Source organism: Synechococcus sp. RedBA-s, assembly GCF_024345495.1.
Lineage (GTDB): Bacteria > Cyanobacteriota > Cyanobacteriia > PCC-6307 > Cyanobiaceae > Regnicoccus_A.
Window position 1 is genome coordinate 1 of record NZ_JAGQBF010000018.1, and the last position, 23,191, is coordinate 23,191.

At 65.3% G+C, this 23,191-nt stretch carries 25 protein-coding genes and 1 tRNA gene; 21 read left to right on the forward strand and 5 right to left on the reverse strand.

Going from position 1 to position 23,191, the window contains the following annotated elements:
- The first annotated feature begins 35 nt into the window (after positions 1 to 35).
- From rpsE to prfA, 14 genes are all read left to right on the forward strand, one after another.
- On the forward strand, positions 36 to 677 hold the full coding sequence (gene rpsE / locus KBY67_RS08870) for a 30S ribosomal protein S5 (RefSeq protein ID WP_255110676.1): 642 nt from the start codon (positions 36 to 38) through the stop codon (positions 675 to 677).
- Positions 678 to 682: 5 nt separating this feature from the next.
- A complete protein-coding gene (rplO, locus tag KBY67_RS08875) occupies positions 683 to 1,135 on the forward strand; it encodes a 50S ribosomal protein L15 (RefSeq protein ID WP_255110677.1) in 453 nt (150 codons plus the stop codon).
- Between the two features lie 134 nt (positions 1,136 to 1,269).
- A complete protein-coding gene (gene secY / locus KBY67_RS08880) occupies positions 1,270 to 2,586 on the forward strand; it encodes a preprotein translocase subunit SecY (RefSeq protein WP_255110678.1) in 1,317 nt (438 codons plus the stop codon).
- A 51-nt stretch (positions 2,587 to 2,637) separates the two neighbouring features.
- Positions 2,638 to 3,195, forward strand: coding sequence for an adenylate kinase (locus KBY67_RS08885; RefSeq protein ID WP_255110679.1), 558 nt, complete (start codon positions 2,638 to 2,640; stop codon positions 3,193 to 3,195).
- 36 nt (positions 3,196 to 3,231) lie between these two features.
- Complete coding sequence (gene rpmJ, locus KBY67_RS08890; RefSeq protein ID WP_007100636.1) at positions 3,232 to 3,345, forward strand: 50S ribosomal protein L36; 114 nt, start codon at positions 3,232 to 3,234, stop codon at positions 3,343 to 3,345.
- Positions 3,346 to 3,440: 95 nt separating this feature from the next.
- Complete coding sequence (rpsM, locus tag KBY67_RS08895) at positions 3,441 to 3,806, forward strand: 30S ribosomal protein S13 (protein WP_255110680.1); 366 nt, start codon at positions 3,441 to 3,443, stop codon at positions 3,804 to 3,806.
- Between the two features lie 67 nt (positions 3,807 to 3,873).
- Positions 3,874 to 4,266 (forward strand): 30S ribosomal protein S11, encoded by a 393-nt coding sequence (gene rpsK, locus KBY67_RS08900; RefSeq protein WP_255110681.1) that lies wholly within the window; start codon positions 3,874 to 3,876, stop codon positions 4,264 to 4,266.
- A 50-nt stretch (positions 4,267 to 4,316) separates the two neighbouring features.
- A complete protein-coding gene (locus KBY67_RS08905) occupies positions 4,317 to 5,255 on the forward strand; it encodes a DNA-directed RNA polymerase subunit alpha (RefSeq protein ID WP_255110682.1) in 939 nt (312 codons plus the stop codon).
- 43 nt (positions 5,256 to 5,298) lie between these two features.
- A complete protein-coding gene (rplQ, locus tag KBY67_RS08910; protein ID WP_255110683.1) occupies positions 5,299 to 5,649 on the forward strand; it encodes a 50S ribosomal protein L17 in 351 nt (116 codons plus the stop codon).
- A complete protein-coding gene (gene truA / locus KBY67_RS08915) occupies positions 5,646 to 6,620 on the forward strand; it encodes a tRNA pseudouridine(38-40) synthase TruA (RefSeq protein WP_399214217.1) in 975 nt (324 codons plus the stop codon). Before rplQ ends, truA begins: the two co-directional genes overlap by 4 nt.
- Positions 6,621 to 6,733: 113 nt before the next feature.
- On the forward strand, positions 6,734 to 7,186 hold the full coding sequence (rplM, locus tag KBY67_RS08920; protein WP_255110684.1) for a 50S ribosomal protein L13: 453 nt from the start codon (positions 6,734 to 6,736) through the stop codon (positions 7,184 to 7,186).
- Complete coding sequence (gene rpsI / locus KBY67_RS08925) at positions 7,183 to 7,590, forward strand: 30S ribosomal protein S9 (protein WP_006173329.1); 408 nt, start codon at positions 7,183 to 7,185, stop codon at positions 7,588 to 7,590. The genes rplM and rpsI overlap by 4 nt, the downstream gene beginning before the upstream one ends.
- Before the next feature lie 32 nt (positions 7,591 to 7,622).
- Complete coding sequence (gene rpmE, locus KBY67_RS08930; RefSeq protein WP_255110685.1) at positions 7,623 to 7,916, forward strand: 50S ribosomal protein L31; 294 nt, start codon at positions 7,623 to 7,625, stop codon at positions 7,914 to 7,916.
- A gap of 72 nt (positions 7,917 to 7,988) precedes the next feature.
- Positions 7,989 to 9,086 carry a peptide chain release factor 1 gene (prfA, locus tag KBY67_RS08935; protein ID WP_255110686.1) on the forward strand — a complete coding sequence of 366 codons (1,098 nt, stop codon included), beginning with the start codon at positions 7,989 to 7,991 and terminating at the stop codon, positions 9,084 to 9,086.
- A 9-nt stretch (positions 9,087 to 9,095) separates the two neighbouring features.
- Here the strand turns inward: prfA and KBY67_RS08940 are convergent, their stop codons facing one another.
- Positions 9,096 to 9,593 (reverse strand): HNH endonuclease, encoded by a 498-nt coding sequence (locus tag KBY67_RS08940; protein ID WP_255110687.1) that lies wholly within the window; start codon positions 9,591 to 9,593, stop codon positions 9,096 to 9,098.
- 136 nt (positions 9,594 to 9,729) lie between these two features.
- Here KBY67_RS08940 and alr point away from each other — a divergent pair, with 136 nt between their 5' ends.
- Entirely contained in the window at positions 9,730 to 10,941 is a 1,212-nt protein-coding gene (alr, locus tag KBY67_RS08945) for an alanine racemase (protein WP_255110688.1), read from the forward strand.
- 19 nt (positions 10,942 to 10,960) lie between these two features.
- A tRNA-Ser gene (locus KBY67_RS08950) sits at positions 10,961 to 11,049 on the forward strand.
- Between the two features lie 31 nt (positions 11,050 to 11,080).
- Here KBY67_RS08950 and KBY67_RS08955 read toward each other — a convergent pair.
- Positions 11,081 to 12,013: a serine hydrolase gene (locus KBY67_RS08955; protein ID WP_255110689.1), complete on the reverse strand. Its 933-nt coding sequence runs from the start codon at positions 12,011 to 12,013 to the stop codon at positions 11,081 to 11,083.
- 18 nt (positions 12,014 to 12,031) lie between these two features.
- Between KBY67_RS08955 and KBY67_RS08960 the strand changes: the two genes are divergently transcribed.
- The gene (locus tag KBY67_RS08960) at positions 12,032 to 12,763 is read left to right on the forward strand and encodes a C40 family peptidase (protein WP_255110690.1); all 732 of its coding nucleotides are present in this window, start codon (positions 12,032 to 12,034) and stop codon (positions 12,761 to 12,763) included.
- A gap of 63 nt (positions 12,764 to 12,826) precedes the next feature.
- Positions 12,827 to 13,798, forward strand: a complete 972-nt coding sequence (locus KBY67_RS08965; RefSeq protein ID WP_255110691.1) for a glycosyltransferase family 2 protein — start codon at positions 12,827 to 12,829, stop codon at positions 13,796 to 13,798.
- Here KBY67_RS08965 and KBY67_RS08970 read toward each other — a convergent pair.
- Entirely contained in the window at positions 13,756 to 14,265 is a 510-nt protein-coding gene (locus KBY67_RS08970; RefSeq protein WP_255110692.1) for a HEAT repeat domain-containing protein, read from the reverse strand. The genes KBY67_RS08965 and KBY67_RS08970 overlap by 43 nt on opposite strands.
- 92 nt (positions 14,266 to 14,357) lie before the next feature.
- Between KBY67_RS08970 and KBY67_RS08975 the strand changes: the two genes are divergently transcribed.
- The 3 genes from KBY67_RS08975 to KBY67_RS08985 all read left to right on the forward strand — a co-directional run bounded on the left by KBY67_RS08975 (position 14,358) and on the right by KBY67_RS08985 (position 18,379).
- Positions 14,358 to 14,474: a photosystem I reaction center subunit VIII gene (locus KBY67_RS08975; RefSeq protein ID WP_255102910.1), complete on the forward strand. Its 117-nt coding sequence runs from the start codon at positions 14,358 to 14,360 to the stop codon at positions 14,472 to 14,474.
- Between the two features lie 47 nt (positions 14,475 to 14,521).
- Positions 14,522 to 15,013, forward strand: coding sequence for a photosystem I reaction center subunit XI (locus KBY67_RS08980; RefSeq protein WP_255110693.1), 492 nt, complete (start codon positions 14,522 to 14,524; stop codon positions 15,011 to 15,013).
- Positions 15,014 to 15,190: 177 nt separating this feature from the next.
- The gene (locus KBY67_RS08985; RefSeq protein ID WP_255110694.1) at positions 15,191 to 18,379 is read left to right on the forward strand and encodes an efflux RND transporter permease subunit; all 3,189 of its coding nucleotides are present in this window, start codon (positions 15,191 to 15,193) and stop codon (positions 18,377 to 18,379) included.
- Between the two features lie 148 nt (positions 18,380 to 18,527).
- Here KBY67_RS08985 and psaB read toward each other — a convergent pair whose 3' ends face one another.
- Both psaB and psaA read right to left on the reverse strand, forming a co-directional pair.
- Positions 18,528 to 20,747 carry a photosystem I core protein PsaB gene (gene psaB, locus KBY67_RS08990; protein WP_255110695.1) on the reverse strand — a complete coding sequence of 740 codons (2,220 nt, stop codon included), beginning with the start codon at positions 20,745 to 20,747 and terminating at the stop codon, positions 18,528 to 18,530.
- Positions 20,748 to 20,768: 21 nt separating this feature from the next.
- Complete coding sequence (gene psaA / locus KBY67_RS08995; RefSeq protein ID WP_255110696.1) at positions 20,769 to 23,072, reverse strand: photosystem I core protein PsaA; 2,304 nt, start codon at positions 23,070 to 23,072, stop codon at positions 20,769 to 20,771.
- Positions 23,073 to 23,191 lie beyond the last annotated feature (119 nt).

The window sequence follows — 23,191 nt, forward strand, 5'->3', positions numbered from 1 at the left end:
TGACCTAAACCAACGAACATACCAGATCCAGCGAGGTGCCCTCCGCGGCGGTGGGGGTGCGTGGGGCCGCGGTGGGCCAGCAGGAGCGCCGCGGTGGCGGCGGCGGAAACCGTGGCGGCGGCGGCGGCGGTGATCGCCGCGGTGGCGGTGCCGGCGGCGGACGTCGCGGCGACAACCGTCGCGGCCAGGAGCGCGACTCCGAATGGCAGGAGCGGGTGGTTCAGATCCGCCGCGTCTCCAAAACCGTCAAAGGCGGTAAGAAGATGAGCTTCCGCGCCATCGTCGTGGTCGGCAACGAGCGCGGCCAGGTCGGTGTGGGCGTTGGCAAGGCTGGTGATGTGATCGGCGCCGTGCGCAAGGGCGTGGCCGATGGCAAGAAGCACCTGGTCAAGGTTCCCCTGACCCGCACCAGCTCGATCCCCACCGACGGCCGGGGTGTCGACGGTGCCGCCAGCATCCTGATGCGCCCGGCGGCCCCCGGTACCGGTGTGATCGCGGGCGGCTCAATCCGCACGGTGCTTGAGCTGGCCGGAATCAAGAACGTGCTGGCCAAGCGCCTCGGCAGCAAGACCCCCCTCAACAACGCCCGCGCCACCATCCAGGCGCTCCAGTCTCTGCGCACCCACAAAGAGACGGCCAAGGAACGGGGCATCTCCCTCGAGCAGATTTACTCCTGAGCCCCATGACCCTCTCACTCAGCACCCTCACCCCCCAGACCGGTGCCCGCCGCCGCAAGCTGCGCAAAGGTCGCGGCATCGCCGCCGGCCAGGGCGCCAGCTGCGGTTTCGGCATGCGCGGCCAGAAGTCCCGCTCAGGCCGTCCCACTCGCCCCGGCTTCGAGGGTGGCCAGATGCCCCTCTATCGCCGGCTGCCCAAGCTTAAGCACTTTACGCTGGTGAATCCCAAGCACTTCTCGGTGCTCAACGTGGGCAAACTGGCGCAGCTGGAATCAGGCAGCACCGTCACCATGGATTCCCTGGTGGACGCCGGCCTGGTCACAAGCCCCAAGTACCCACTGAAGATCCTCGGCAACGGTGAACTGAGCGTGAAGCTCAAGGTCGAAGCGGCCGCCTTTACCGCCTCGGCCCGCGCCAAGATCGAGGCGGCCGGTGGCACCTGTGAGCTGATCCACTGATCGGTCCAGGTCAGACCCCTGATCCGTCAGGGGTCTGACAGGCCACCAGCCGTCTGCCGCCGTTGATCGGATGAGCAGGCGGCTTTGCCGTCGCTGCCCGTGCTCCGCCAGCCCGTCCCTCGTCCCTTCTCGCCATGCTCGTCAGCCGGGGCCGTAACCCCAGTGCCGCGGAAATCATCACCCAGGTGGTTCAGTCCAAGGGACTGAGGGATCGGGTCCTCACCACCCTGGGGCTGCTGTTGCTTGTGCGATTGGGGATCTACATCCCCATGCCGGGCATCGACCGGGTGGCCTTCCAGCAGTTCATCCAACAGGGCGGCCAGCTGATCGGCTTCCTCGACATCTTCACCGGCGGTGGCATCTCCACCCTGGGGGTGTTCGCCCTCGGGATTCTGCCGTTCATCAACGCCTCGATCATCCTGCAGCTGCTCACCGCGGCCCTGCCCCAGCTCGAAGACTTGCAGAAGAACGAGGGGGAAGCCGGTCGACGCAAGATCGCCCAGATCACCCGTTACGTGGCCCTGGGCTGGGGACTGCTGCAAAGCACCGTTTTTGCGCTGATCCTGCGCCAGTACGCCCTTCCCGGTATTCCGGTGCCGGTGTTCGTGATCCAGACCACCCTGGCGCTGGTCACCGGGTCGATGGTGGTGATGTGGATCAGCGAGGTGATCACCGAACGCGGCATCGGTCAGGGGGCCTCTCTGGTGATCTTTGTGAACATCGTCGCCACCCTGCCCAGGGCCCTCGGCTCCACCGTGAAGCTGGCTGAAAGCGGCGATCGGGCCACCATCGGCGGGATCGTGGTGCTGGTGCTGATCTTTCTGGTGACCATCGTGGGCATCATCTTCTTGCAGGAGGGCAGCCGGCGGATTCCGATCGTCAGCGCCAAGCGCCAGGTGGGTCAGGCCAGCCTCACCAGCCGCCAGAGCTACCTTCCGCTCAAGCTCAACGCCGGCGGCGTGATGCCGATCATCTTCGCTTCGGCGGTGATCTTCCTCCCCCTCACGATCGCCAACATCACCAGGGTCCCCTGGTTGATCCAGCTGGCCGGCTACCTCAACCCCAACAGCAGCACACCCTGGCTCTATGCCCTGATCTTCTTCGGACTGATCTGCGGCTTTTCGCTGTTCTACGCGTCCCTGACGATCAATCCGATCGACGTGGCCACCAACCTCAAGCGCGGGGGAGTCGCCATTCCCGGTGTTAGGCCTGGCTCCGCCACTGCCCAATACCTCAGCGGTGTGCAGAACCGGCTCACCCTGCTGGGGGGTCTCTTCCTCGGAGCGGTGGCGATCATTCCCTCTGCCGTGGAGGGCGCCACCCAGGTGCGCACCTTCCAGGGTTTGGGGGCCACCTCCCTACTGATCCTGGTGGGGGTCGCCATTGACACCGCCAAGCAGGTGCAGACCTACGTGATCTCCCAGCGCTATGAGGGCATGGTGCGGGAATGATCCGCAGCGAACCACAGCCACCGACCCCCATCCCAGTCACCCCATCCCGCCATGTCCGACCGCCTTCTTTTCCTCGGTCCCCCAGGAGCCGGCAAGGGCACCCAGGCCCAGCTGCTGGCCGCTGAGCGCAATCTGCTCCACCTCTCCACCGGCGAGCTGTTGCGGGCCGAAGTGCAGGCGGGCACGGAGCTGGGGGCTGAAGCCCAGGCTGTAATGACCCGGGGCGAGCTGGTGAGTGATGCCCTGGTGCTGGCGATCGTGAGAGCGCGCCTGCTCAACCACGACGGCGGCTGGTTGCTGGATGGCTTCCCCCGCAACCTGGCCCAGGCCAAAGCCCTCAGCCAGCTGCTTGAGGAGCTCCAGCAGCCGATCGAGCACGTGGTGCTTCTGCACCTCGACGACGGCATCCTGCTGCAGCGGCTGCTGAGCCGCGGACGGGACGACGACAACGAAGAGGTGATCCGCAATCGCCTCGAGGTCTATCGCGAGCAGACGGCACCTCTGATCGCCTTGTACCGCCAGCTGGGACTGATCCGGGAGGTGGAGGCCGAAGGGGCCGTGGAGGTGGTTGCAGGCAGGGTGAGTCAGTTGGTGGGTCAACCACTGTGATAATGTAGCTGTTTGCAAAATGGAGTGCCACCGCCCATGAAGGTGCGTGCCTCAGTCAAGAAGATGTGCGAAAAGTGCCGGGTGATTCGTCGCCACGGCCGGGTGATGGTGATCTGCACCAACCCCAAGCACAAACAACGCCAGGGCTGATCAGCTCCGCGTTCCAGCTCCCCCAGCGCCTTTCGGGGCGCGCCGCCCTGCCCTTGATGGCCGGGCTCCCTCTGCCCAACTGAATTGTTTTTTTCGTGGCTCGGATTGCCGGTGTCGATATCCCTCGCGACAAGAGGGTTGAGATTTCTCTCACTTACGTCTACGGGGTTGGGCTTAACCGTGCCCAGAAGATCCTGGCCAAGGCAGGCGTCAACCCCGACATCCGCGTCAAGGATCTCGACGACGGGGATGTCCAGAAACTGCGGGCGGCGGCTGAAAGCTTCACCCTCGAAGGTGACCTGCGCCGGCAGGAGGGCATGGCCCTCAAGCGCCTTCAGGACATCGGCTGCCTCCGTGGTCGTCGCCACCGCATGGGGCTGCCCGTGCGCGGTCAACGCACTCGCACCAACGCCCGTACCCGCCGCGGCGCCCGCAAGACCGTGGCCGGCAAGAAGAAGTAATCCGTCCGCCTGAGATCGGCTCCGCCACTCAGTCCCCCCACCCCATCACCCCACCAGGCCCCCGTCCATGGCGAAGCCAGCCAAGAAAACCGGCGCAAAAAAAACCAAGCGCAATGTGCCCAACGGTGTGGCACACATCCAGAGCACCTTCAACAACACCATCGTGTCGATCACCGACACAGCCGGTGAGGTGATCTCCTGGTCCTCGGCCGGCGCCAGCGGCTTCAAGGGAGCTCGCAAGGGCACCCCCTTCGCCGCCCAGACCGCTGCTGAAGCCGCCGGCCGCAGGGCCCTGGACCAGGGGATGCGTCAGATCGAGGTGCTGGTGCGCGGCCCGGGCTCCGGGCGTGAAACCGCCATCCGGGCCCTGCAGGTAGCCGGCCTCGAGATCACTCTGATCCGCGATGTCACCCCTCTGCCCCACAACGGTTGCCGCCGCTCCAAGCGCCGCCGGGTCTGAGCCTTCGTTTCCAGCCGCTTTTCGGCGTTCCTCCTCACCACCTTCAGGCCGTGCATCAGTATCAGATCGATCGGGTCGAGCATCACATCGCTGACGACCGCTCCCAGACCGGTGTGTTCGTGATCGGGCCCCTGGACCGCGGTCAGGCCATCACCCTCGGCAACGCCCTGCGGCGCGTGCTGATGGGCGGCATGGAGGGCAGCGCCATCACCGCGGTGCGCATCTCCGGTGTCAACCATGAATACGCCACCATCCCCGGTGTGCGCGAAGACGTCCTCGACATCTTGCTGAACTGCAAGGAAGTGGTCGTCAACAGCCGCAACCGCGACCTGGAGATCGGCCGGCTGATCGTCAATGGTCCCGCCAGCGTGACCGCTGCCGACCTGCAGTTCTCGTCCCAGGTGCAGGTGATCGATTTCGATCGCCCGATCGCCACCGTGGCCGAAGGTCACTCGCTGGAGCTGGAGGTCCATGTGGAGAAGGGCGTCGGCTACCGGCCGGTGAACCGCCACCACGAAGACACCAGCGCCATCGATCTACTCCAGATCGATGCGGTGTTCATGCCCGTGCGCCGGGTCAACTACACCGTCGATGAAACGGCCGTCGGTGAAGGCGGTTCAGCCCGTGAGCGCCTGCGCCTGGAGATCGTCACCAGCGGCTCTATCACGCCCGACGACGCCATGGCCCAGGCCGCCAATCAGCTAATTCAGCTGTTCCAGCCCCTGGCCACTCTGACCATGGTCGAGGAGCCGGGCCTGGAACCCGAGCCCTCGGCTGAGAGCCAGATTCCCCTGGAAGAGCTGAACCTCTCGGTTCGGGCCTACAACTGCCTGAAGCGGGCTCAGGTCAATTCGGTCTCCGACCTGATGGGCTTCAGCTACGAAGATCTCCTTGAGATCAAGAACTTCGGCTCCAAATCAGCGGATGAGGTGATTGAAGCGCTGGAGCGCATCGGCATCTCCCTGCCCCAGAGCCGCACCACCGCCTGAGCGGCACCGTTTCCCAACCTTTCCCCTGCCATCCCCCGGAACCATGCGACACCAGTGCCGCGTCCCCCTGCTCGGACTACCCGCCGACCAACGCAAGGCTCTCCTGCGTGGACTCACCACCCAGTTGATCCGCGAAGGCCGAGTCACCACCACCAAAACCCGCGCCAAGGCCCTGCGCAACGAGGCCGAGCGGATGATCACCCTCGCCAAGGAGGGCACCCTGGCCGCCCGCCGTCGGGCCATCGGCTACATCTTCGACAAGCAGCTTGTGCACTCGCTGTTCGACAAAGCCCAGGAGCGCTACGGCGAGCGCAACGGCGGTTACACCCGGATCATCCGCACCGTCCCCCGTCGCGGTGACAACGCCGAGATGGCCATCATCGAGCTGGTCTGACGCCCAACGCCAACCCCATCTTGCCCTCGTACTGCAGGCAGAGATCGATCCAACGGATCGCCCTCTGCCTGCAGTACGAGGGTTCTTCATTTTGTGGTTGGCAGCGCCAGCCCCACCAGGCCAGCGTGCAAGAGACCCTTGAGCAGGCCCTGGCCAGGCTCGATCCCTACCGCCCCACCAAGGCCCTGGCCGCCGGTCGCACCGACAGCGGGGTCCACGCGGCGGGTCAGGTGGTGCATTTCGAGGCCAGCGGGCCGATTCCAGTCCAGCGCTGGGCAGCTGCCCTTAATGGCCACCTGCCGGCCTCGATCCGGGTCAGGGCCGCTGCCGCTGTGCCCTCCAGCTGGCACGCCTGCTTCTCCGCCAGCTACCGCCGCTACCGCTACACGCTTTACAACGGCCGCAGACCCAATCTGTTTCTCGCCCCCTGGAGCTGGCACCGCTACCGGCGGCGCCTTGATGAGCGCGCCATGGCGGCGTCCCTGCGCGGATTGCTGGGCTTCCATGATTTCAGCGCCTTCCAGCGGGCCGGCAGCCGTCGCCCCCATGCACGCACCACCGTGCAGGCGGTGAGCCTGGAGCGCCACGGCGACCTGGTGGTGGCCGAAATCCAGGCCAGCGGCTTTCTCTATGGCATGGTGCGCCTGATCATGGGTCAGCTGGTGGCAGTGGGGGAGGGCCAGCTGAGCCGGGCCGGCTTTGAGCGGCGCTGGCGCCAGCGGGCCCGCTCGGAGGTAAAGGAAGCAGCCCCGGCCCATGGCCTCTGCCTGCTGCGGGTGGGCTATCCCTCGTCTCCTTTCCCGCTGTCTGCCTGGTACGATGGCCAACCGCAGCACTGGCTGGAATGCCAGGACTCGCCTGAGCGCCCTTCCCTGAGCCCGCCTGCGCTGTCCACCAGCTTCAGGGCGCCTTCCCCTCTGGATCTTCCATCCAGTCATGAGTCCGAAACGGGCCCATGGGTCAAGGGTTAGGCTCAGGGATTGCGCGCCGTGCCATTGGGGTCTCCCAACGACGCGGCTCTCCGCCCCATGTCCAGCCCCATCCTCCGGGATGGTGCCTTACTCCGATCCGGCCCGCCGGTGCGATGAACAAGACCTCCGTTCCCTCCCTCGATTCCCTCGACCGCCAGTGGTTTCTGGTAGACGCCGAGAATCAGACCCTCGGCCGCCTGGCCAGCGAGGTGGCCAGTGTGCTGCGGGGCAAGAACAAGCCCACCTTCACGCCCCATCTGGACACCGGTGACTTCGTGGTCATCATCAACGCCGACAAGATCCGCATCAGCGGCAACAAGGCCAGCCAGAAGATCTACCGCCGTCACTCCGGCCGGCCCGGTGGCATGAAGACGGAAACCTTCGAGGCCCTGCAGGCTCGCCTGCCCGAGCGGATCGTCGAGAAGGCGATCAAAGGCATGCTTCCCCACAACGCCCTCGGCCGTCAGTTGTTCCGCAAGCTGAAGGTGTACAAGGGTGCCGAGCATCCCCACACCGCCCAGCAGCCCCAGGTTCTGGCACTCGATCCTTCCGCCTCCGCACAATGAGCACAGCTTCCAACCGCGTCGTCTACTGGGGAACAGGTCGCCGTAAAACGGCCGTCGCCCGTGTGCGTGTCGTTCCCGGCACCGGCTCGATCACCATCAATGGCCGCCCCGGCGATAACTACCTCAACTACAACCCCAGCTATCTGAGCGCGGTGAAGGCACCCCTCGACACCCTGGGGCTCTCCGCCGAGTACGACCTGCTGGTGAACGTCAAAGGCGGCGGTCTCACCGGTCAGGCGGATGCCATCAAGCAGGGTGCTGCCCGCGCCCTCTGTGAGCTGTCGCCGGACAACCGCAAGCCGCTCAAGACCGAAGGCCACCTCAGCCGTGATCCCCGGGCCAAGGAACGTCGCAAGTACGGCCTCAAGAAAGCCCGTAAAGCGCCTCAGTTCTCCAAGCGCTGATCCTTCCCCTTCCTATTCAGCCCATTCCAGCCATGCCCAAGGCCGACATCCATCCCACCTGGTATCCCGAAGCCAAGGTGATTTGCAACGGAGAGGTGGTGATGACCACCGGCTCCACCCACCCCGAACTCCACGTGGACGTGTGGAGTGGCAACCACCCCTTCTACACCGGTACCCAGAAGATCCTCGACACCGAGGGGCGTGTGGATCGCTTCATGCGCAAGTACGGCATGGGCAGCATGGGAACGGCCGACAGTGCCACCACCAAGCCCAGCGCTGAGGCCAGCAGCGAAGAGCCCAGCTCCGAGGTCCAGGCTCAGGCCTGATCTCCTCTGCTTTGCTCCTCAGGCCGGACGCCCACGGGTGTCCGGCTTTGTGCTGTCTGCTCTTCCGCCCCCATGGATCCAGCCCTGCTGCGTGAGCGCCTCGAAGCCGCCGATCGCACGTTCCACATGCTCGAACGGCAGCTGGCCGATCCCTCTGTGGCGGCCGACCCCAGCACATTGCGCCGCCTCTCCAAGGAGCGCTCCCGGCTGGAGCCGTTGTCCACGGGGCTCAGCCACTGGCAGAACCTGGAGCGGCAGCGGCAGGACGCCCAGCAACTGGCTCGCCAGAGCAAGGGGGATCTGGAGATGGAGGCCCTGATCCAGGAGGAACTCAGGCAGCTTTCGGGCCAGATTGACGCGCTTGAGCAGCAACTCACCCTCGCCCTGCTCCCCAGTGATCCCCGCGATGAACGCAGCGTGATGCTGGAGATTCGCGCCGGTACCGGCGGCGATGAAGCAGCTCTCTGGGCAGGCGATCTGGCCCGGATGTACGAACGCTTCGCCCAGAGCGTGGGCTGGAGCGTGCAGCCCCTGAGCGCCTCGGAATCCGACCTGGGCGGCTTCAAGGAGTTGATCCTGGCGATCCGCGGCGATGGCGTCTACAGCCAGCTCAAGTACGAGGCCGGCGTGCACCGGATCCAGCGGGTGCCCGCCACCGAGTCCCAGGGGCGGGTGCACACCTCCACCGCCACGGTGGCGGTGATGCCCGAGGCCGATCCGGTGGAGGTCCAACTCGATCCCGCTGATCTCGACATCAGCACGGCCCGCTCCGGCGGCGCCGGTGGTCAGAACGTCAACAAGGTGGAAACGGCGGTGGATCTGCTGCACAAACCAACGGGCATCCGGGTGTTCTGCACCCAGGAACGCTCGCAGCTGCAGAACCGGGAGCGGGCCCTGGAAATCCTGCGGGCCAAGCTGCTGGAGCGGCAGCTGGCGGAGGCCGCCGCCGCCGAGAGTTCCGCCCGCCGTGCCCAGGTGGGCAGCGGCGAGCGCAGCGAGAAGATCCGCACCTACAACGCCAAGGACAACCGGGTCACCGACCACCGGCTGGGGCGCAACTTCGCCCTGGAGCCGGTGCTGCAGGGTCAGCTCGCCGAAGTGATCGGCGCCTGCGTGGCGGCGGAACAGAGGGCCCTGATGGAGCAGTTGGTGGCCGAGGGTGTGTCCTAGGCCGAGGCCCTAGGCCCCGATCACGTACTTGGCCCACTCCTGACGACCGGAGCGGATGTGGCGGGTGGCCTCGAAGTAGAGGGTGCTCACCGGCCGTCGCGGCACCCGGGCCAGGGGCATGGCCGCTTCCCGGGGGGTGCTGCTGCCCTTGCGCACATTGCAGCGCAGGCAGGCGGTGGTGACGTTCTCCCAGGTGTCGGTCCCGCCGCGGCTACGGGGGATCACGTGGTCGATCGAGAGTTGCTCCCCCTGATAGCCGCAGTACTGGCAGCTGTGGCTGTCGCGCTGGAACACGTTCCGGCGGGTCAGAGGCAGCTGCTTGAAGGGCACACGCACGAACTGGCGCAGGCGGATCACCGACGGCAGCAGCATCTCGCCACGGATGGGGTGCTTTGGGTCGTGCTCAAGACCCTCGGCCTTGCCCTTGAGCAGCATCACCGTGGCCCGACGCCAGCTGGTGATGTTCAGAGGCTCATAGGACGCATTCAGGACCAGAACCTGGCTCACGGCGCATGGTCCACGAAAGGGGTGCCAGATCCCCAGATGGCCGCCATGCTAATGGGTCTGAACCATCAGGCATGAGATTGGACTCACGGTTCACATCAGAGTGCCCCAACCGCGATGCCCGCCTGAAATGGCACCGATGCCCCAGCCCATCCCCCAACGCTCTGTTGAGGATCCCCAGCGGTTGGCCGCACCCGGTCTGCATCCGCGCCAGCGGGCCTGGGTCGAGGTGGATGAGGCCGCCATCGAGCACAACGCCAGGGCCCTGGGCCGCTGGCTGGCTCCGGACTCGTCGCTGATGGCGGTGGTCAAGGCCGATGGCTACGGCCACGGCGCCGCCCCGGTGGCTCGCGCCGCCATCGCTGGCGGCGCCACCTCCCTGGGGGTCGCCACCCTGCAGGAAGGCATCGAGTTGCGTCAGGCGGGCCTGGTGGCGCCGGTGCTGGTGATGGGGAACCTGATCCAGCCGGATGAACTGCGCAGCTGCCTGGAATGGGAGCTCATGCCCACCATCAGCGGCATGCGCGAGGCCCTGCTCTGCCAGAACCTAGCCAGTGGCAGCGGCCGCTCCATGGCCCTGCACCTCAAACTCGACACCGGCATGGCCAGGCTGGGGGTGGACTGGGGTGATGGGGTGAGGCTGCTGCAGGCGCTGCTGGGCCTTGATGCGGTGACGCTGGCGGGGATCTACTCCCACCTGGCCAATGCCGACGCTCCCGACCCAGGGGGCGGCGGCCTGACCGCTCTGCAGCAGGAGCGTTTCGAGAGTGTGCTGCGCGGCGCCGGCGAGCTGGGGCTGGCCACCGGCGTGCGCCATCTCGCCAATTCCGCCGGCACCCTGCGCTGCCAGCAGCTCCATTACGACCTGGTGCGGGTGGGCCTGGCGCTCTACGGCCAGGCGCCCGCCGAACACCTCAGCCAGACGGTGCCGTTGCGGCCCGCCATGAGCGTGCGGGCGAGGGTCTGCCTGATCCGCGAGGTGCCGGCCGGGGTGGGGGTGAGCTACGGCCACCACTACACCACCCGGCGCCCGAGTCGGTTGGCGGTGGTCACGATCGGCTATGCCGATGGAGTGCCCAGACTGCTCAGCAACCAGCTGGAGGTGCTCTTCGCCGGGCGCCGGCTGGCCCAGGTGGGGGCGATCACGATGGATCAGTTCCTGGTCGATGCCACCGACGCTCCCGAGCTGGAGGTGGGCTCGGTGGTCACGCTGCTGGGCCACGACGGCGGTGAGCGCATCGGCCCCCAGGACTGGGCCCAGGCCAGTGGCACCATCCCCTGGGAAATCCTCTGCGGCTTTAAGCACCGTCTGCCCCGCCTTCGCCTCGGAGAAGGGGAGCACGATCGCTGATAAGCTCATTTGGCCCCCTGGAGAGGTGGCTGAGTGGTTGAAAGCGGCTCCCTGCTAAGGAGTTACAGGAGGCAACTTCTGTCGAGGGTTCGAATCCCTCCCTCTCCGTTCCAAGACCCTGGCTCCAGAGCGCGGCTCCTCAGCTCGCCTCACTGCCCGAGCTGAGCCGGCGGCTCAGCTCGGGCAGCAGTTGCTCATCAGCGGCACGCTCGGCCCCCTCGCTGAAGATCACCAGCAGGAAGGGCGCACGGTCTGGGATCTCCACATAGGCCGCGTCATGGCGAGCCTGGCTCATCCAGCCGGCCTTGCTCCATAACCGGGCCGGGGCAGGCAGGCCAGCGCCGATGAACCCATCCACCTGGTTCTCCGGATCCGCCGCCCGCAGATCGGAATCGAGGGAGCGTCTCAGCAGCTCGCGCATGCGGGCACAGGCGGGCGGCGACACCAGAGCGCCGGCCATGATCTCGTGCAGCAACCGGGCGGTGGCATCGGTGCTGAGCCGGTTGCGGTTCTCCAGCTTTGGTCCGTAGAACTGCCGCTCCCGTCCGTAGGGGCCATCCCCCCAGGTCTTCTGGCAGACGTTGCAGCCCTCGAACTCGCTCCAGCCCAGGGCGGCATACCACTGGTTCACCAATTGACGGCCCTCGATCCAGGCCCGCAGCGGTCGCTCGGGCAGGTCGGGGCCACTGGTGGTGCCCGTGAGCCAGTCCACCAGCACGGCGGTGGCGTCGTTGCTGGAGTCGCGGATCATGTCGGCCATCGCCCGGCGCAGCTCGGCGCCGTCTTCGAGCAACTGGCGCTGCAGCCAGGCTTCAGTGGCCGCCAGATAAAACAGCTTGACCACACTGGCCGGATAGCGGGGCCTGGAGCCGGCCCAGGAGGCACCCGCCACTGGCTCCGGCCAATCCCTGGGCGATTCACTGGCCTCTGCCGCGCCGATCAGGCTGCGGGGGTAACGCAACCAGGTGACCGAGACCTGGGAGCCAAGGCCGGGGCGCCCCTGGAGCTCCAGGGCCCGAAGCTGATCCTCGAGCATCGCTCCCATCGCCACATCGGGGCTGTAGAACGCCATCGGTATCGCCCTTTTGCCATGGAGAGCGTAGGAAGCGGGATGAGCGCCGATGGGCTGGCGCCGGGCCGCTGCTGTCGCCTGATCGCCGACATCAACGGCCACGCCCGCTCCAGCGGCCCGGGGCTGGCCACCCAGGCCCGCCGTGGCCGCGGGCTGCAACTGCTCGACCAGCGCCAGGGCAGCCGGCTGCGGGTCCGCCTGCTGGAGGATGGCTACCCCTGCTGGCTGGAGATCAGCGACCTGCTGGAGCGGGCCATTCCCGCCCCGCCCAGCCGGCCCCTGCCCGTGGGGGCGAGCCACATCCACACGCTCCTGCCGCAGGTGCTGGCCTTTGGCGAGCGGGCCCGGCAGCAGCCCAACCATTACCTCTGGGGCGGCAGCCTCGGCCCCGACTACGACTGCTCGGGCTTTGTACAGAGCGCCTTCGCCAGCGCCGGGATCTGGATCCCCCGTGACGCCTACCAGCAGGAGCGCTTCTGTCAGCCGGTGGCGGTGCGGCCGGGGGTTTTTGCGCTGCTGCGGCCGGGGGATCTGATCTTCTTCGGTCGCCCCCAGCGTTGCAGCCATGTGGGGCTGTACCTGGGCGGCGGCCGCTACCTGCACAGCTCCGGCCGGGAGCATGGCCGTGATGGCCTCGGCATCGACCAGCTCAGCCCCGAGGCCGACCACCCCGTGTCATGCCACTACCGCGGTGAACTGCGCGGCGCCGGACGGGTGCAGCGCTGCCATGACGGAACAACCCTGCCCTGACGGCGCCAGCCGGGCCCGAGCCCGGGCTCCCGTAGGTTGCAGCATCGATGAAGCCCCGCCGCCATGACCGCGTCGCACGGCCCAGAGCTCTCGGTCGTGATTCCCCTGTTCAACGAGGAGGAGAGCGTCGGTCCGCTGGTGGAGCAGGTGCTCGCCAGCCTCAGGCCCCTGGGCCGCCGCTTCGAACTGGTGCTGGTGGACGATGGCTCCAGCGACGACACCACCGCCCGACTGGGGGAGCTGGCTGCAGTGACACCAGAGCTGGTGGCGGTGCTGCTGCGGCGCAACTACGGCCAGACCGCGGCGATGGCCGCCGGTTTCGATGCCAGCCACGGGGCCGTGATCGTCACCCTCGATGGCGACCTCCAGAACGATCCCGCCGACATTCCCCTGCTGCTGGACCGGCTTGAGCAGGGCTACGACCTGGTGAGCGGCTGGCGTCACCAGCGCCAGGATGCGGCCATCAAGCGACTGCTTCCCTCCAAGATCGCCAATCGCCTGATCGCCCGGGTCACCGGGGTGCGCCTGCACGATTACGGCTGCTCCCTCAAGGCCTACCGCCGCGAGGTGGTGGCGGACATGAACCTCTACGGCGAGCTGCACCGCTTCCTGCCGGCGCTGGCCTTCATCGAAGGAGCTCGCATCACCGAGGTGAAGGTGAATCACCACCCCCGGCGGTTCGGAGAGAGCAAATACGGCATCGATCGCACTTTCCGGGTGCTGATGGATCTGCTCACGGTCTGGTTCATGAAGCGCTTCCTCACCCGGCCGATGCACGTGTTCGGCTTCGGAGGCCTGGCCTGCCTGGCGATCGGCCTGGTGCTGAGCCTGATCCTGTTGGGCGAGAAGATTCTCTTCAATGCCGACGTGGGCACCCGCCCCCTACTGATGGTGGCAGTGCTGGCGATCGTGGCTGGCATCCAGCTGTTCTGCTTCGGGCTGCTGGCGGAGCTGCAGATGCGCACGTATCACGAGAGCCAGGGCCGACCCATCTACCGGGTGCGCACCACGTTGCGCGGCAGCCCAGCGGGCTGAGGAGAGGCCGCCCGCAGGGTCGTTCGTCCTCGAAAGGCCGCGATCCCCTCGGCCGCCAAGGCGGCCACGCGGGGGTCGGGATCGAAGCGAGCGCGCCTGAGCAGGGGCAGGCTGGCCCGATCGCCCCAGGCCAGGCAGGCGGCCAGAGCAGCCAGCCGCTCGTCCTCACGGCCGGCTGCGGCGGCGCGAAGGTCGGCGAGCAGCCGTTGGCGCCGGTGCGGATCCAGACGCCCGCAGGGCTCAGGGTCTGCCGGCCAGGGGATGACCCCAGCCGCCTCAGGAGCGGCTGAGCCCGCTGGAACGGTTGCTGCAGCTGACGCGACTGGTCGAACGACCCGCTCAAGCTGGGCCCGGTTGATCGCGGCGATGGCCCTGGCGCCATCGAGGGAGGGACGCGGAGTGCTGCGGCGCCGCAGCAGCCAGAACAGCAGCAGGAGCACCGCGGCGGCGGGGAGGGCCTGCTGCATCGGATTGAACTTTTATGTCGCAACGGCAGGCCGACAAAGCCTGCCCTGCAGTGATCTTTACAGTATCGGCGGTTGCTGTATTGGCCCTCGCCATGACTGGAGAATTCGCTGCCGCCTGGCTGCCCTCGTTGTTGGTCCCCGTGGTGGGGATCCTCGGCCCTGCCGTGGCCATGGCCCTGCTGTTCAACGTGATCGAAGCGCGCGACTGAGCGCCTCGCCCGTTCTTCTGCCTTTCGTTTCCACCACGAGCCCGCCCATGACCGTGCATCCCGTGGCCGACCCCACCGTCGGCAATCTCGCCACCCCCATTAACAGCAGCTACTTCACCAAATCGTTCCTGAACGCTTTGCCCGCTTATCGCCCGGAGCTGTCCCCCAACCGCCGCGGCCTGGAAGTGGGAATGGCCCACGGGTTCTTCCTCTACGGACCCTTCGCCCTCACCGGCCCCCTGCGGCACACGGAGTACGCCACCACCGCTGGCCTGCTGGCCACGATCGGCCTGGTGACAATCCTGACGATCTGCCTGTCGATCTACGGCACCGCCGGCACCGGCCCCAACGTGCAGCCCCCCGACGCAACGATCGACAATCCCCCCGCTGATCTGTTCACCAAGGCCGGCTGGGCCGAATTCGCCAGCGGATTCTGGCTGGGTGGCTGCGGTGGCGCCGCCTTTGCCTGGTTCCTGGCCAGCACGGCTCTGGTTTCCCCCCTGGTCGACCTCGTCGGTGGCGGCTGGAGCGGCGGCTGAGCCGCACACCGCACCGAGCTGATCTCAGCATCCGGCAAGAGCAGCCTCAGCGTTGCACCAGGCCCCGCTAACGCGGGGCTTTTTCATGGCCGGGGATCCCCGCTGAGCGTGCCAGGGGGCTCAGCGCCAGTGGCAGGGCGGGCAGACTCTTCCTTCGTGCCCTGAGCAGCCGTTTCGATGTCAGTCTCTGATCCCTTCCTGCGGCGGCCGGTGCTCACCCTGGTGGTGAGCCTGCTGATCGTGATGGCCGGCCTGATCAGTCTGCCGGGGTTACAAGTAGAGAACCTGCCCCCGATCGCTCCGATCCGCGTGAACGTCCGCGCCAGTTATCCCGGCGGCGGAGCCACCGCTGTGGAGCAGGGGGTCACCATCCCATTGGAGCGCCAGCTGAACGGCCTGGAGCGCCTCGAGAGCATCCGCTCCAGCAGTACCGCGAACGGCAGCTCGATCACGCTCACGTTCGAAGGGGGGAATCCAGAGCTCAACCAGATCAACACCCAAAACGAGGCCACCCTGGCCAACCGACAGCTGCCGCCTCAGGTGTCGCGACTGGGAGTGCAAGTGCGCAGGAGCTCCGACGACCTGTTGATGGTTCTTGGATTCAGCGCACCGCAAGGCGTCTATGCCCCATCCTTCCTGAGCGGCTGGGTGGATCAGCAGTTGCGTGACAGCCTCCAGCGGGTGCAGGGTGTCGGCAACATCACAATCGCCGGGGGCGGCGAACTGGCTTTCCGTCTGTGGCTCGACCCGCAGGCGCTGGAGCAGCGCCAGCTCACCATTGGCGACGTAGAGCGCGCCTTGGCCGAGCAGAACGTGCTGGCTGCCCTTGGCCAAGTGGGGGATGCCCCCAGCCCACCCGGCCAGCAGATCACCCTGCCACTCGAGATGGAAGGCCGGCTGCGCAGCGTCAGCGAGCTGGAAGGGCTAGTGGTGAGCAGAACCAGTGAGGGTGGTGTCATCCAACTCAAAGATGTGGGGCGCGCCACCCTTGACGCCGAGACGTTTGACAACTCCGCCCGGAATTTGGAGGGTAACCCCACTGTGGTGATGCAGATCTTCCAGCGGGACGGCAGCAACGCGCTGGAAGTGAGCCGCTCAGTGAACGCCGCCCTCACCGAACTGGAAGCCAGCTTTCCTCCAGGCATCGCTCTGCAGCAGATCGTGGATGTGGCTGACAGCGTTCGCGACAGCATCGACCTCACCTGGGCGAGCTTGCGAGAGGCTGTGGCTTTGGTACTGCTGGTACTGCTGCTCTCCCTGGGCAACACACGATTAGCCGTCGTCACAGCCGTGGCGGTACCTGTTTCACTGATCGGCAGCCTCACGATCCTCAGGATCACCGGGAGCTCGATCAACACGCTCACACTGTTCGGAATGGTGCTGGCCACGGGGATCTTGGTGGACGACGCCATTGTGGTGAGCGAGGACATCGGTCGGCGACTGGAACTGGGGGAAACGCCGCTGCTGGCTGCCCGCAACGCCATGAAGGAACTGGGGGGTGCGGTGATCGCCACCTCGCTGGTACTGGTGGTGGTGTTCCTGCCGGTGCTGGTGATGCCAGGCAGCGTGGGGCGGCTCTACCAGCCCATCGCCATCACGATCAGCGCCGCGATCCTGTTCTCAACAATCAATGCGCTCACGTTTACACCCGTAGCGGCCAGCTGGTTGCTGGCTCACGGGTGGAAAGAGCCCCGCTGGTTGCTGAGGATGCTCGCGCATCCTCAGCGCTTGTTCGACAGTCTGAGTCGCCTCTATGGCGGAGCTTTGGAACGCTGTTTCCGCTGGCGCCGGCTGCTGCTGATGGGGATGGCGGCGGGGCTGATCCTGGCGGTCTGGGGGCTGGGACAGTTGCCCACCGGTTTCATCCCCCAGGAGGACGACGGTCAGGTGCGCGGTGTGGTGCTGCTTCCAGGCGGTGCCTCCTTGCAAAGCACCGAAGCTGTCTTGGAGCGGGTGCGGCGACTCACGAAGCAGGAGCCTGACGTTCGTGTGGGAACGTTCAATGCCGGTCGCTCCTTCGGTGACAGCGGCGCAAACCGGGGCTCCTTCTTCCTCCGCCTCAAGCCATTGGAGGAACGTGGGAGAGGAACCGACCACAGCAACGAGGCTGTGGCCCGCAGGCTCGGACGAGTTCTGAAAGAACGCATTCCGGAGGCGACGGTGCAGGTGAGCGTTCCGCCGACGGTGCGCGGCTTCAGCGGTGAAGGAGGACTGGAGCTCGAGCTCCTGGACATCAGCGACGGCCGATTGAGCCTGGCTGACTTTGAGCGCGAGGTGCGTGACTTCATCGCGGCCGCCAACGCCACGGATAAGTTCGAAAGGGTGAGCACCCGTTTCAGCGCGGATTCACCCTTGCTACGCCTGCAGCCCGACCGACTGCGGATGGCCTCCCTTGGAGTTGATCTGCAAACAGTTGTCTCCAGCTTGGGGGCCAGCTTCGGCAGCAGGTATGTCAACGACAGCTTCGAGAGCGACCGAGTGCGCCGGGTGATCGTGCAGCTCGACGGTGCCGATCGCAGCACGGCCCAGGACGTGCTGGCTTTTCCGATTCGCAGCTCCAGTGGCTTGCTGATACCACTGCGGGAAATAGCGCAACTGGAACAGGCCAGCGGCCCTACAGCGATCAACCGCAGCAGGCTACGGAGAGCAATCACAGTACAGGCCGTGCCGAGAACGGGAGTGAGCACGGGCCAGGCCATCGCCCTGCTGGAGAAGGTCCATCAGCAGCGAGCCAACCCGGTCACCGATCTCGAGTGGGTGGGGCTAGCCCGCGAGGAACAGCAGTCGGGCGGGCAAACATGGCTGGTGTTCGGCTTCGGTATCGGCGTGATGTTCCTGGTGCTGGCGGCCTTATACGAGAATTTCATCGATCCCCTGATCATTCTGGTCACGGTCCCCCTTGCTCTGGTCGGAGCGATGGTTGGGCTAGCCAGCCGCGGCCTCTTTCTCGACATCTACGCACAGATGGGAATGCTCGTACTGGTCAGCCTGGCCGCCAAGAATGCCATCCTTATCGTCGAGTTCGCCAATCAGAGGATGGCGGAGGGGCACGGCCTGCGGGACTCGGTGGAGGAGGCAGCCCTGAGCCGTCTGCGGCCGATCCTGCTTACCGCCCTGGCCTCGCTGGCCAGCATCCTCCCGCTCCTGCTGGCCGGTGGAAGCGGAGCCGCTGGGCGGGCCAGCATGACCAGCATCAGCACGGTGCTCTTCTACGGGCAACTTGTGGCCACGCTGCTCACCTTGTTCGTGGTGCCGGTGGTCTATCTCGAAGTGAAGCTGCTCGAAGGTCGGCGCTGGTGGCCCCATCGCCCCGAAGCCATCCCCGGCAACGAAGCGGAGCCTCTGAACAGCACGTCCCGCCGCTGAAAGCTCACCTCAGCCTCAGCTGGCAGAAGGCATTCGGATTCGCCATTCAAGGCCTCGCTCATCATCAGAATCGCGGCATGAAAAACCCCCGGAGGGAACCGGGGGTGGTGTCGGAGGTGCGTCCCTCGAGGTGGCTGATCCTCGGGGATCAGCCGAACTTGCCTGATGTGGAGGCGATCAGGAAGGCCCCGTACGTGAGGATGTAGCCCACCGTGAAGTGAGCCAGACCAACCACACGGGCCTGGACGATCGAGAGAGCCACGGGCTTGTCGCGCCAGCCAACCAGGTTGGCGAGCGGTGTGCGCTGATGCGCCCAAACGATGGTTTCAATCAGCTCCTGCCAGTAACCGCGCCAGGAGATGAGGAACATGAAACCGGTGGCCCACACCAGGTGACCGAACAGGAACATCCAGGCCCAGACGGCCAGATTGTTCGAGCCGAACGGGTTGTAACCGTTGATCAGCTGGGAGCTGTTCAGCCAGAGGTAATCGCGGAACCAGCCCATCAGATAGGTGCTGGATTCGTTGAACTGAGCCACGTTGCCCTGCCAGATGGCGAGGTGCTTCCAGTGCCAGTAGAAGGTGACCCAACCGACGGTGTTCAGAGCCCAGAAAACCGACAGGTAGAAGGCGTCCCAAGCAGAGATGTCGCAGGTGCCGCCACGGCCAGGACCGTCGCAGGGGAAGGAATAGCCGAAGTCCTTTTTGTCGGGCATCAGCTTGGAACCCCGGGCATCTAGGGCACCCTTGACCAGGATCAGGGTGGTGGTGTGCAGTCCAAGGGCGATGGCGTGGTGAACCAGGAAGTCACCGGGGCCGATCTGCAGGAACACATCGGAGCTGCCGTTGATGGCATCCAACCAGAAGTGTTCGCCAGGGATGTTGGCTGAAGCCAGGCTGGCGGCACTAGCCGGGTTGGAGAGCAGCACATCGAAGCCATAGATGGCCTTACCACTCGCCGCTTGCACGAACTGGGCAAAGACAGGCTCGATCAGGATCTGCTTCTCGGGAGTACCAAAGGCCACGACCACATCGTTGTGGACGTAGAGACCAAGGGTGTGGAAGCCGAGGAACAGAGACACCCAGCTCAGGTGGCTGATGATCGCTTCTTTGTGCTCGAGCATCCGAGCCAGAACATTGTTCTCGTTGGCTACGGGGTCGTAGTCACGGATGAAGAAGATCGCACCGTGGGCGAAGGCACCGCACATCAGGAAGATGGCGATGTACTGGTGGTGGGTGTACAGAGCAGCCTGCGTTGTGTAGTCCTTGGCGATGAACGCATAGGACGGCAGCGCATACATGTGCTGCGCCACCAAGCTGGTGATCACTCCGAGGCTGGCCAGGGCCAGACCCAGTTGGAAGTGCAGGGAGTTGTTGATCGTGTCGTAGAGACCTTTGTGACCTGCACCGAGCGCACCTCCTAAAGGAGTGCCCTTGGGGGGATTGTGGGCCTCGAGGATTTCTCGGATCGAGTGACCGATTCCGAAGTTGGTGCGGTACATGTGGCCGGCAATCACGAAGATGCAGCCAATCGCCAGGTGGTGGTGGGCGATGTCGGTGAGCCAGAGCGCCTCGGTCTGGGGGTGGAAGCCGCCCAGGAAGGTGAGGATCGCGGTACCGGAACCCTCGGAGGTACCGAACACCTGGTTGACGGTGTCGGGATTCTCGGCGTAAACGCCCCAGTTGCCGGTGAAGAACGGAGCCAGACCGGCGGGGTGAGGCAGCACGTTCAGGAAGTTGTCCCAACCGACGTGCTGTCCGCGGGATTCAGGAATCGCCACGTGAACCAGGTGACCGGTCCAGGCGATGGAACTGAAACCGAAGAGAACGGCGAGGTGATGGTTGAGGCGGGATTCAGCGTTCTTGAACCAGGCCAGGGAAGGCCGGAACTTGGGCTGAAGGTGGAGCCAACCGGCGAACAGCGCCCAAGCCGACAGGATCATCATGAAGATGGAACCCTGATACAGCTCGGCGTTGGTTGTCATGCCGATCGTGTACCACCAGTGGTACAGGCCTGAATACGCAATGTTGACCGGGGAGGTGGCGCCCGCCTGGGTGAAGGCGGTGATGGCCCCCTGGCCGAAGTGCGGATCCCAGATCGCATGAGCGATGGGACGTACATGCAGCGGATCGGCGACCCACTGCTCAAAGTTGCCCTGCCAGGCGATATGGAACAGGTTGCCCGAAACCCAGAGGCCGATGATCGCCAGGTGACCGAAATGGGTGGAGAAGAGCTTTTGGTAAAGCTTCTCCTCCGTCATTCCGTCGTGGCTCTCGAAGTCGTGAGCCGTGGCGATGCCGTACCAAATACGGCGGGTTGTCGGGTCCTGTGCCAGACCCTGGCTGAACGAAGGAAATTTCGTTGCCATTGGGAAAGGTCAGGTGTGAGGTCAGCCGACCGCGATGAGTCGGGACAGGAAGAAGGCCCAGGTGGTAGCGATACCTCCCAGGAGATAGTGGGCTACGCCAACGGCACGGCCCTGGGTGATGCTCAGCGCACGGGGCTGGATGGCGGGTGCCACCTTCAGCTTGTTGTGAGCCCAGACGATGGACTCAATCAGCTCCTGCCAGTAGCCGCGGCCACTGAAGAGGAACATCAGGCTGAAGGCCCAGATGAAGTGGGCGCCGAGGAACATCAGGCCGTAAGCACTGGAGGACGAGCCGTAGCTGTTGATCACCTGTGCGGCCTGAGCCCAGAGGAAATCACGCAGCCAGCCATTGATGGTGATGGCACTCTGCGCGAAGTTCCCGTTCGTGATGTGCTGGACGCTGCCGTCCGCATTCACGGTGCCCCAGACATCGCTCTGCATCTTCCAGCTGAAGTGGAAGATCACAATCGAGATGGAGTTGTACATCCAGAAGAGGCCGAGGAACACGTGGTCCCAAGCCGACACCTGGCAGGTACCGCCACGGCCGGGGCCGTCGCAGGGGAAGCGGAAGCCCAGGTTCGCCTTGTCGGGAACAAGCCTGGAGCTGCGGCTGTAGAGGACGCCCTTCAGCAGGATCAGCACAGTGACGTGGATCGTGAAGGCGTGAATGTGGTGGACCATGAAGTCGGCCGTTCCCAGGGGGATCGGACCGGCAGCCACCTTGCCGCCGACGGCGACGACGGCACCGTTGAACACCTCACTTACACCGGCCAGCGCATTGGGTGCGGTGGAACCGGCGGCAGCGGCGTGCAGACCTTGAATCCATTGGGCGAAGACAGGCTGCAGCTGAATGGCGGTGTCACTGAACATGTCCTGGGGACGACCCAGGGCACTCATGGTGTCGTTGTGTATATAGAGGCCGAAGCTGTGGAATCCCAGGAAGATGCACACCCAGTTGAGGTGGCTGATCAGGGCATCACGGGCTTTGAGCACCCGATCCAGCACGTTGTCCACATGCAGGGCGGGATCGTAATCGCGGATGAGAGCGATGGCTGCATGGGCCCCGGCGCCAACGATGATGAAACCGCCGATCCACATGTGGTGGGTGAAGATCGACAGCTGCGTCGGGTAGTCGATACCGATGTAGGGGTAGGGCGGCATCGCATACATGTGATGCGCCACGATGATGCTCAGCGAACCGAGCAGGGCCAGGTTCACGGCCAACTGGGCATGCCAGGAGGTGGTCATGAACTCGAACAGGCCATCGTGACCCTTAGGAGCCGGGAACAGCAGGGGATCACCCTTCTGGCCTTCCAGGATCTCCTTGATGCTGTGACCAATCCCCCAGTTGGTGCGGTACTGGTGGCCAGCAACGATGAAGAGCACCGCAATCGCCAGGTGGTGATGGGCGATGTCGGTCATCCAGAGGCTGCCGGTGACAGGATTCAGCCCACCTTTGAAGGTAAGGAAATCGCTGTAGGCAGCCCAGTCGCCGGTGAAGAAAGCGGAGAGGCCCGCTCCGAATCCTGGGTACAGCTGGGTCAGAAGATCCAGGTTCAGGAATTCGTGGGGGAGGGGGATGTCCGCGACCGAAGCGATGGTCTTGCCGTCGAGCACCAGCGGCTGGCCGGCGTCGATGGCATCCATCAAGGCCGTGGTCGGCAGGGACACGTGCAGCAGGTGCCCGGTCCAGGACAGGGAGCCCAGGCCCAGCAGGCCAGCAAGGTGGTGGTTGAGCATGGACTCAACGTTCTGGAACCACTCGAGCTTGGGAGCTGCCTTGTGATAGTGGAAGACGCCGGCATTCAGCATCAGGCCAGCCATCACAAGAGCACCGATGGCGGTGCAGAGGAGCTGGAACTCATTGGTAAAGCCCCAGGCTCTCCACACATGGAAGAGACCTGAGGTGATCTGGATGCCGTGGAAGCCGGCACCCACATCGGCGTTGAGGATTTCCTGGCCGAAAATGGGCCAGACCACCTGAGCACTTGGTTTGACGTGCAGGGGGTCGGCCAGCCAGCCGGTGTAGTTGGAGAAGCGGGCACCGTGGTAGAAGGCGCCGCTCAGCCAGATAAAAATGACGGCCAAATGGCCGAAGTGAGCGCTGAAGATCTTCCGGGAGACCTCTTCAAGATCGCTCGTGTGGCTGTCGAAATCGTGAGCGTTGGCGTGGAGGTTCCAAACCCAGGTGGTGGTTTTGGGACCTTTGGCGAGGGTGCGATCGAAATGCCCGGGCTTGCCGAGAACATCGAAGTCGACGGGAACAGGGTTCCGGTCGACCATGGCCTTCGCCGTTTTCCCACGCTCTGGTGGGCTGATGGTCATCGAGACGTTCCTCGAGGGACGGAGTCGAGGTGGAGGTCCACCCCTCCGGACCGGGCCAGAAGGCCAGGCCGGTGGGCCTCACGGTTCCGCGGATCGAGACCCTTGGAACCATGGGCACC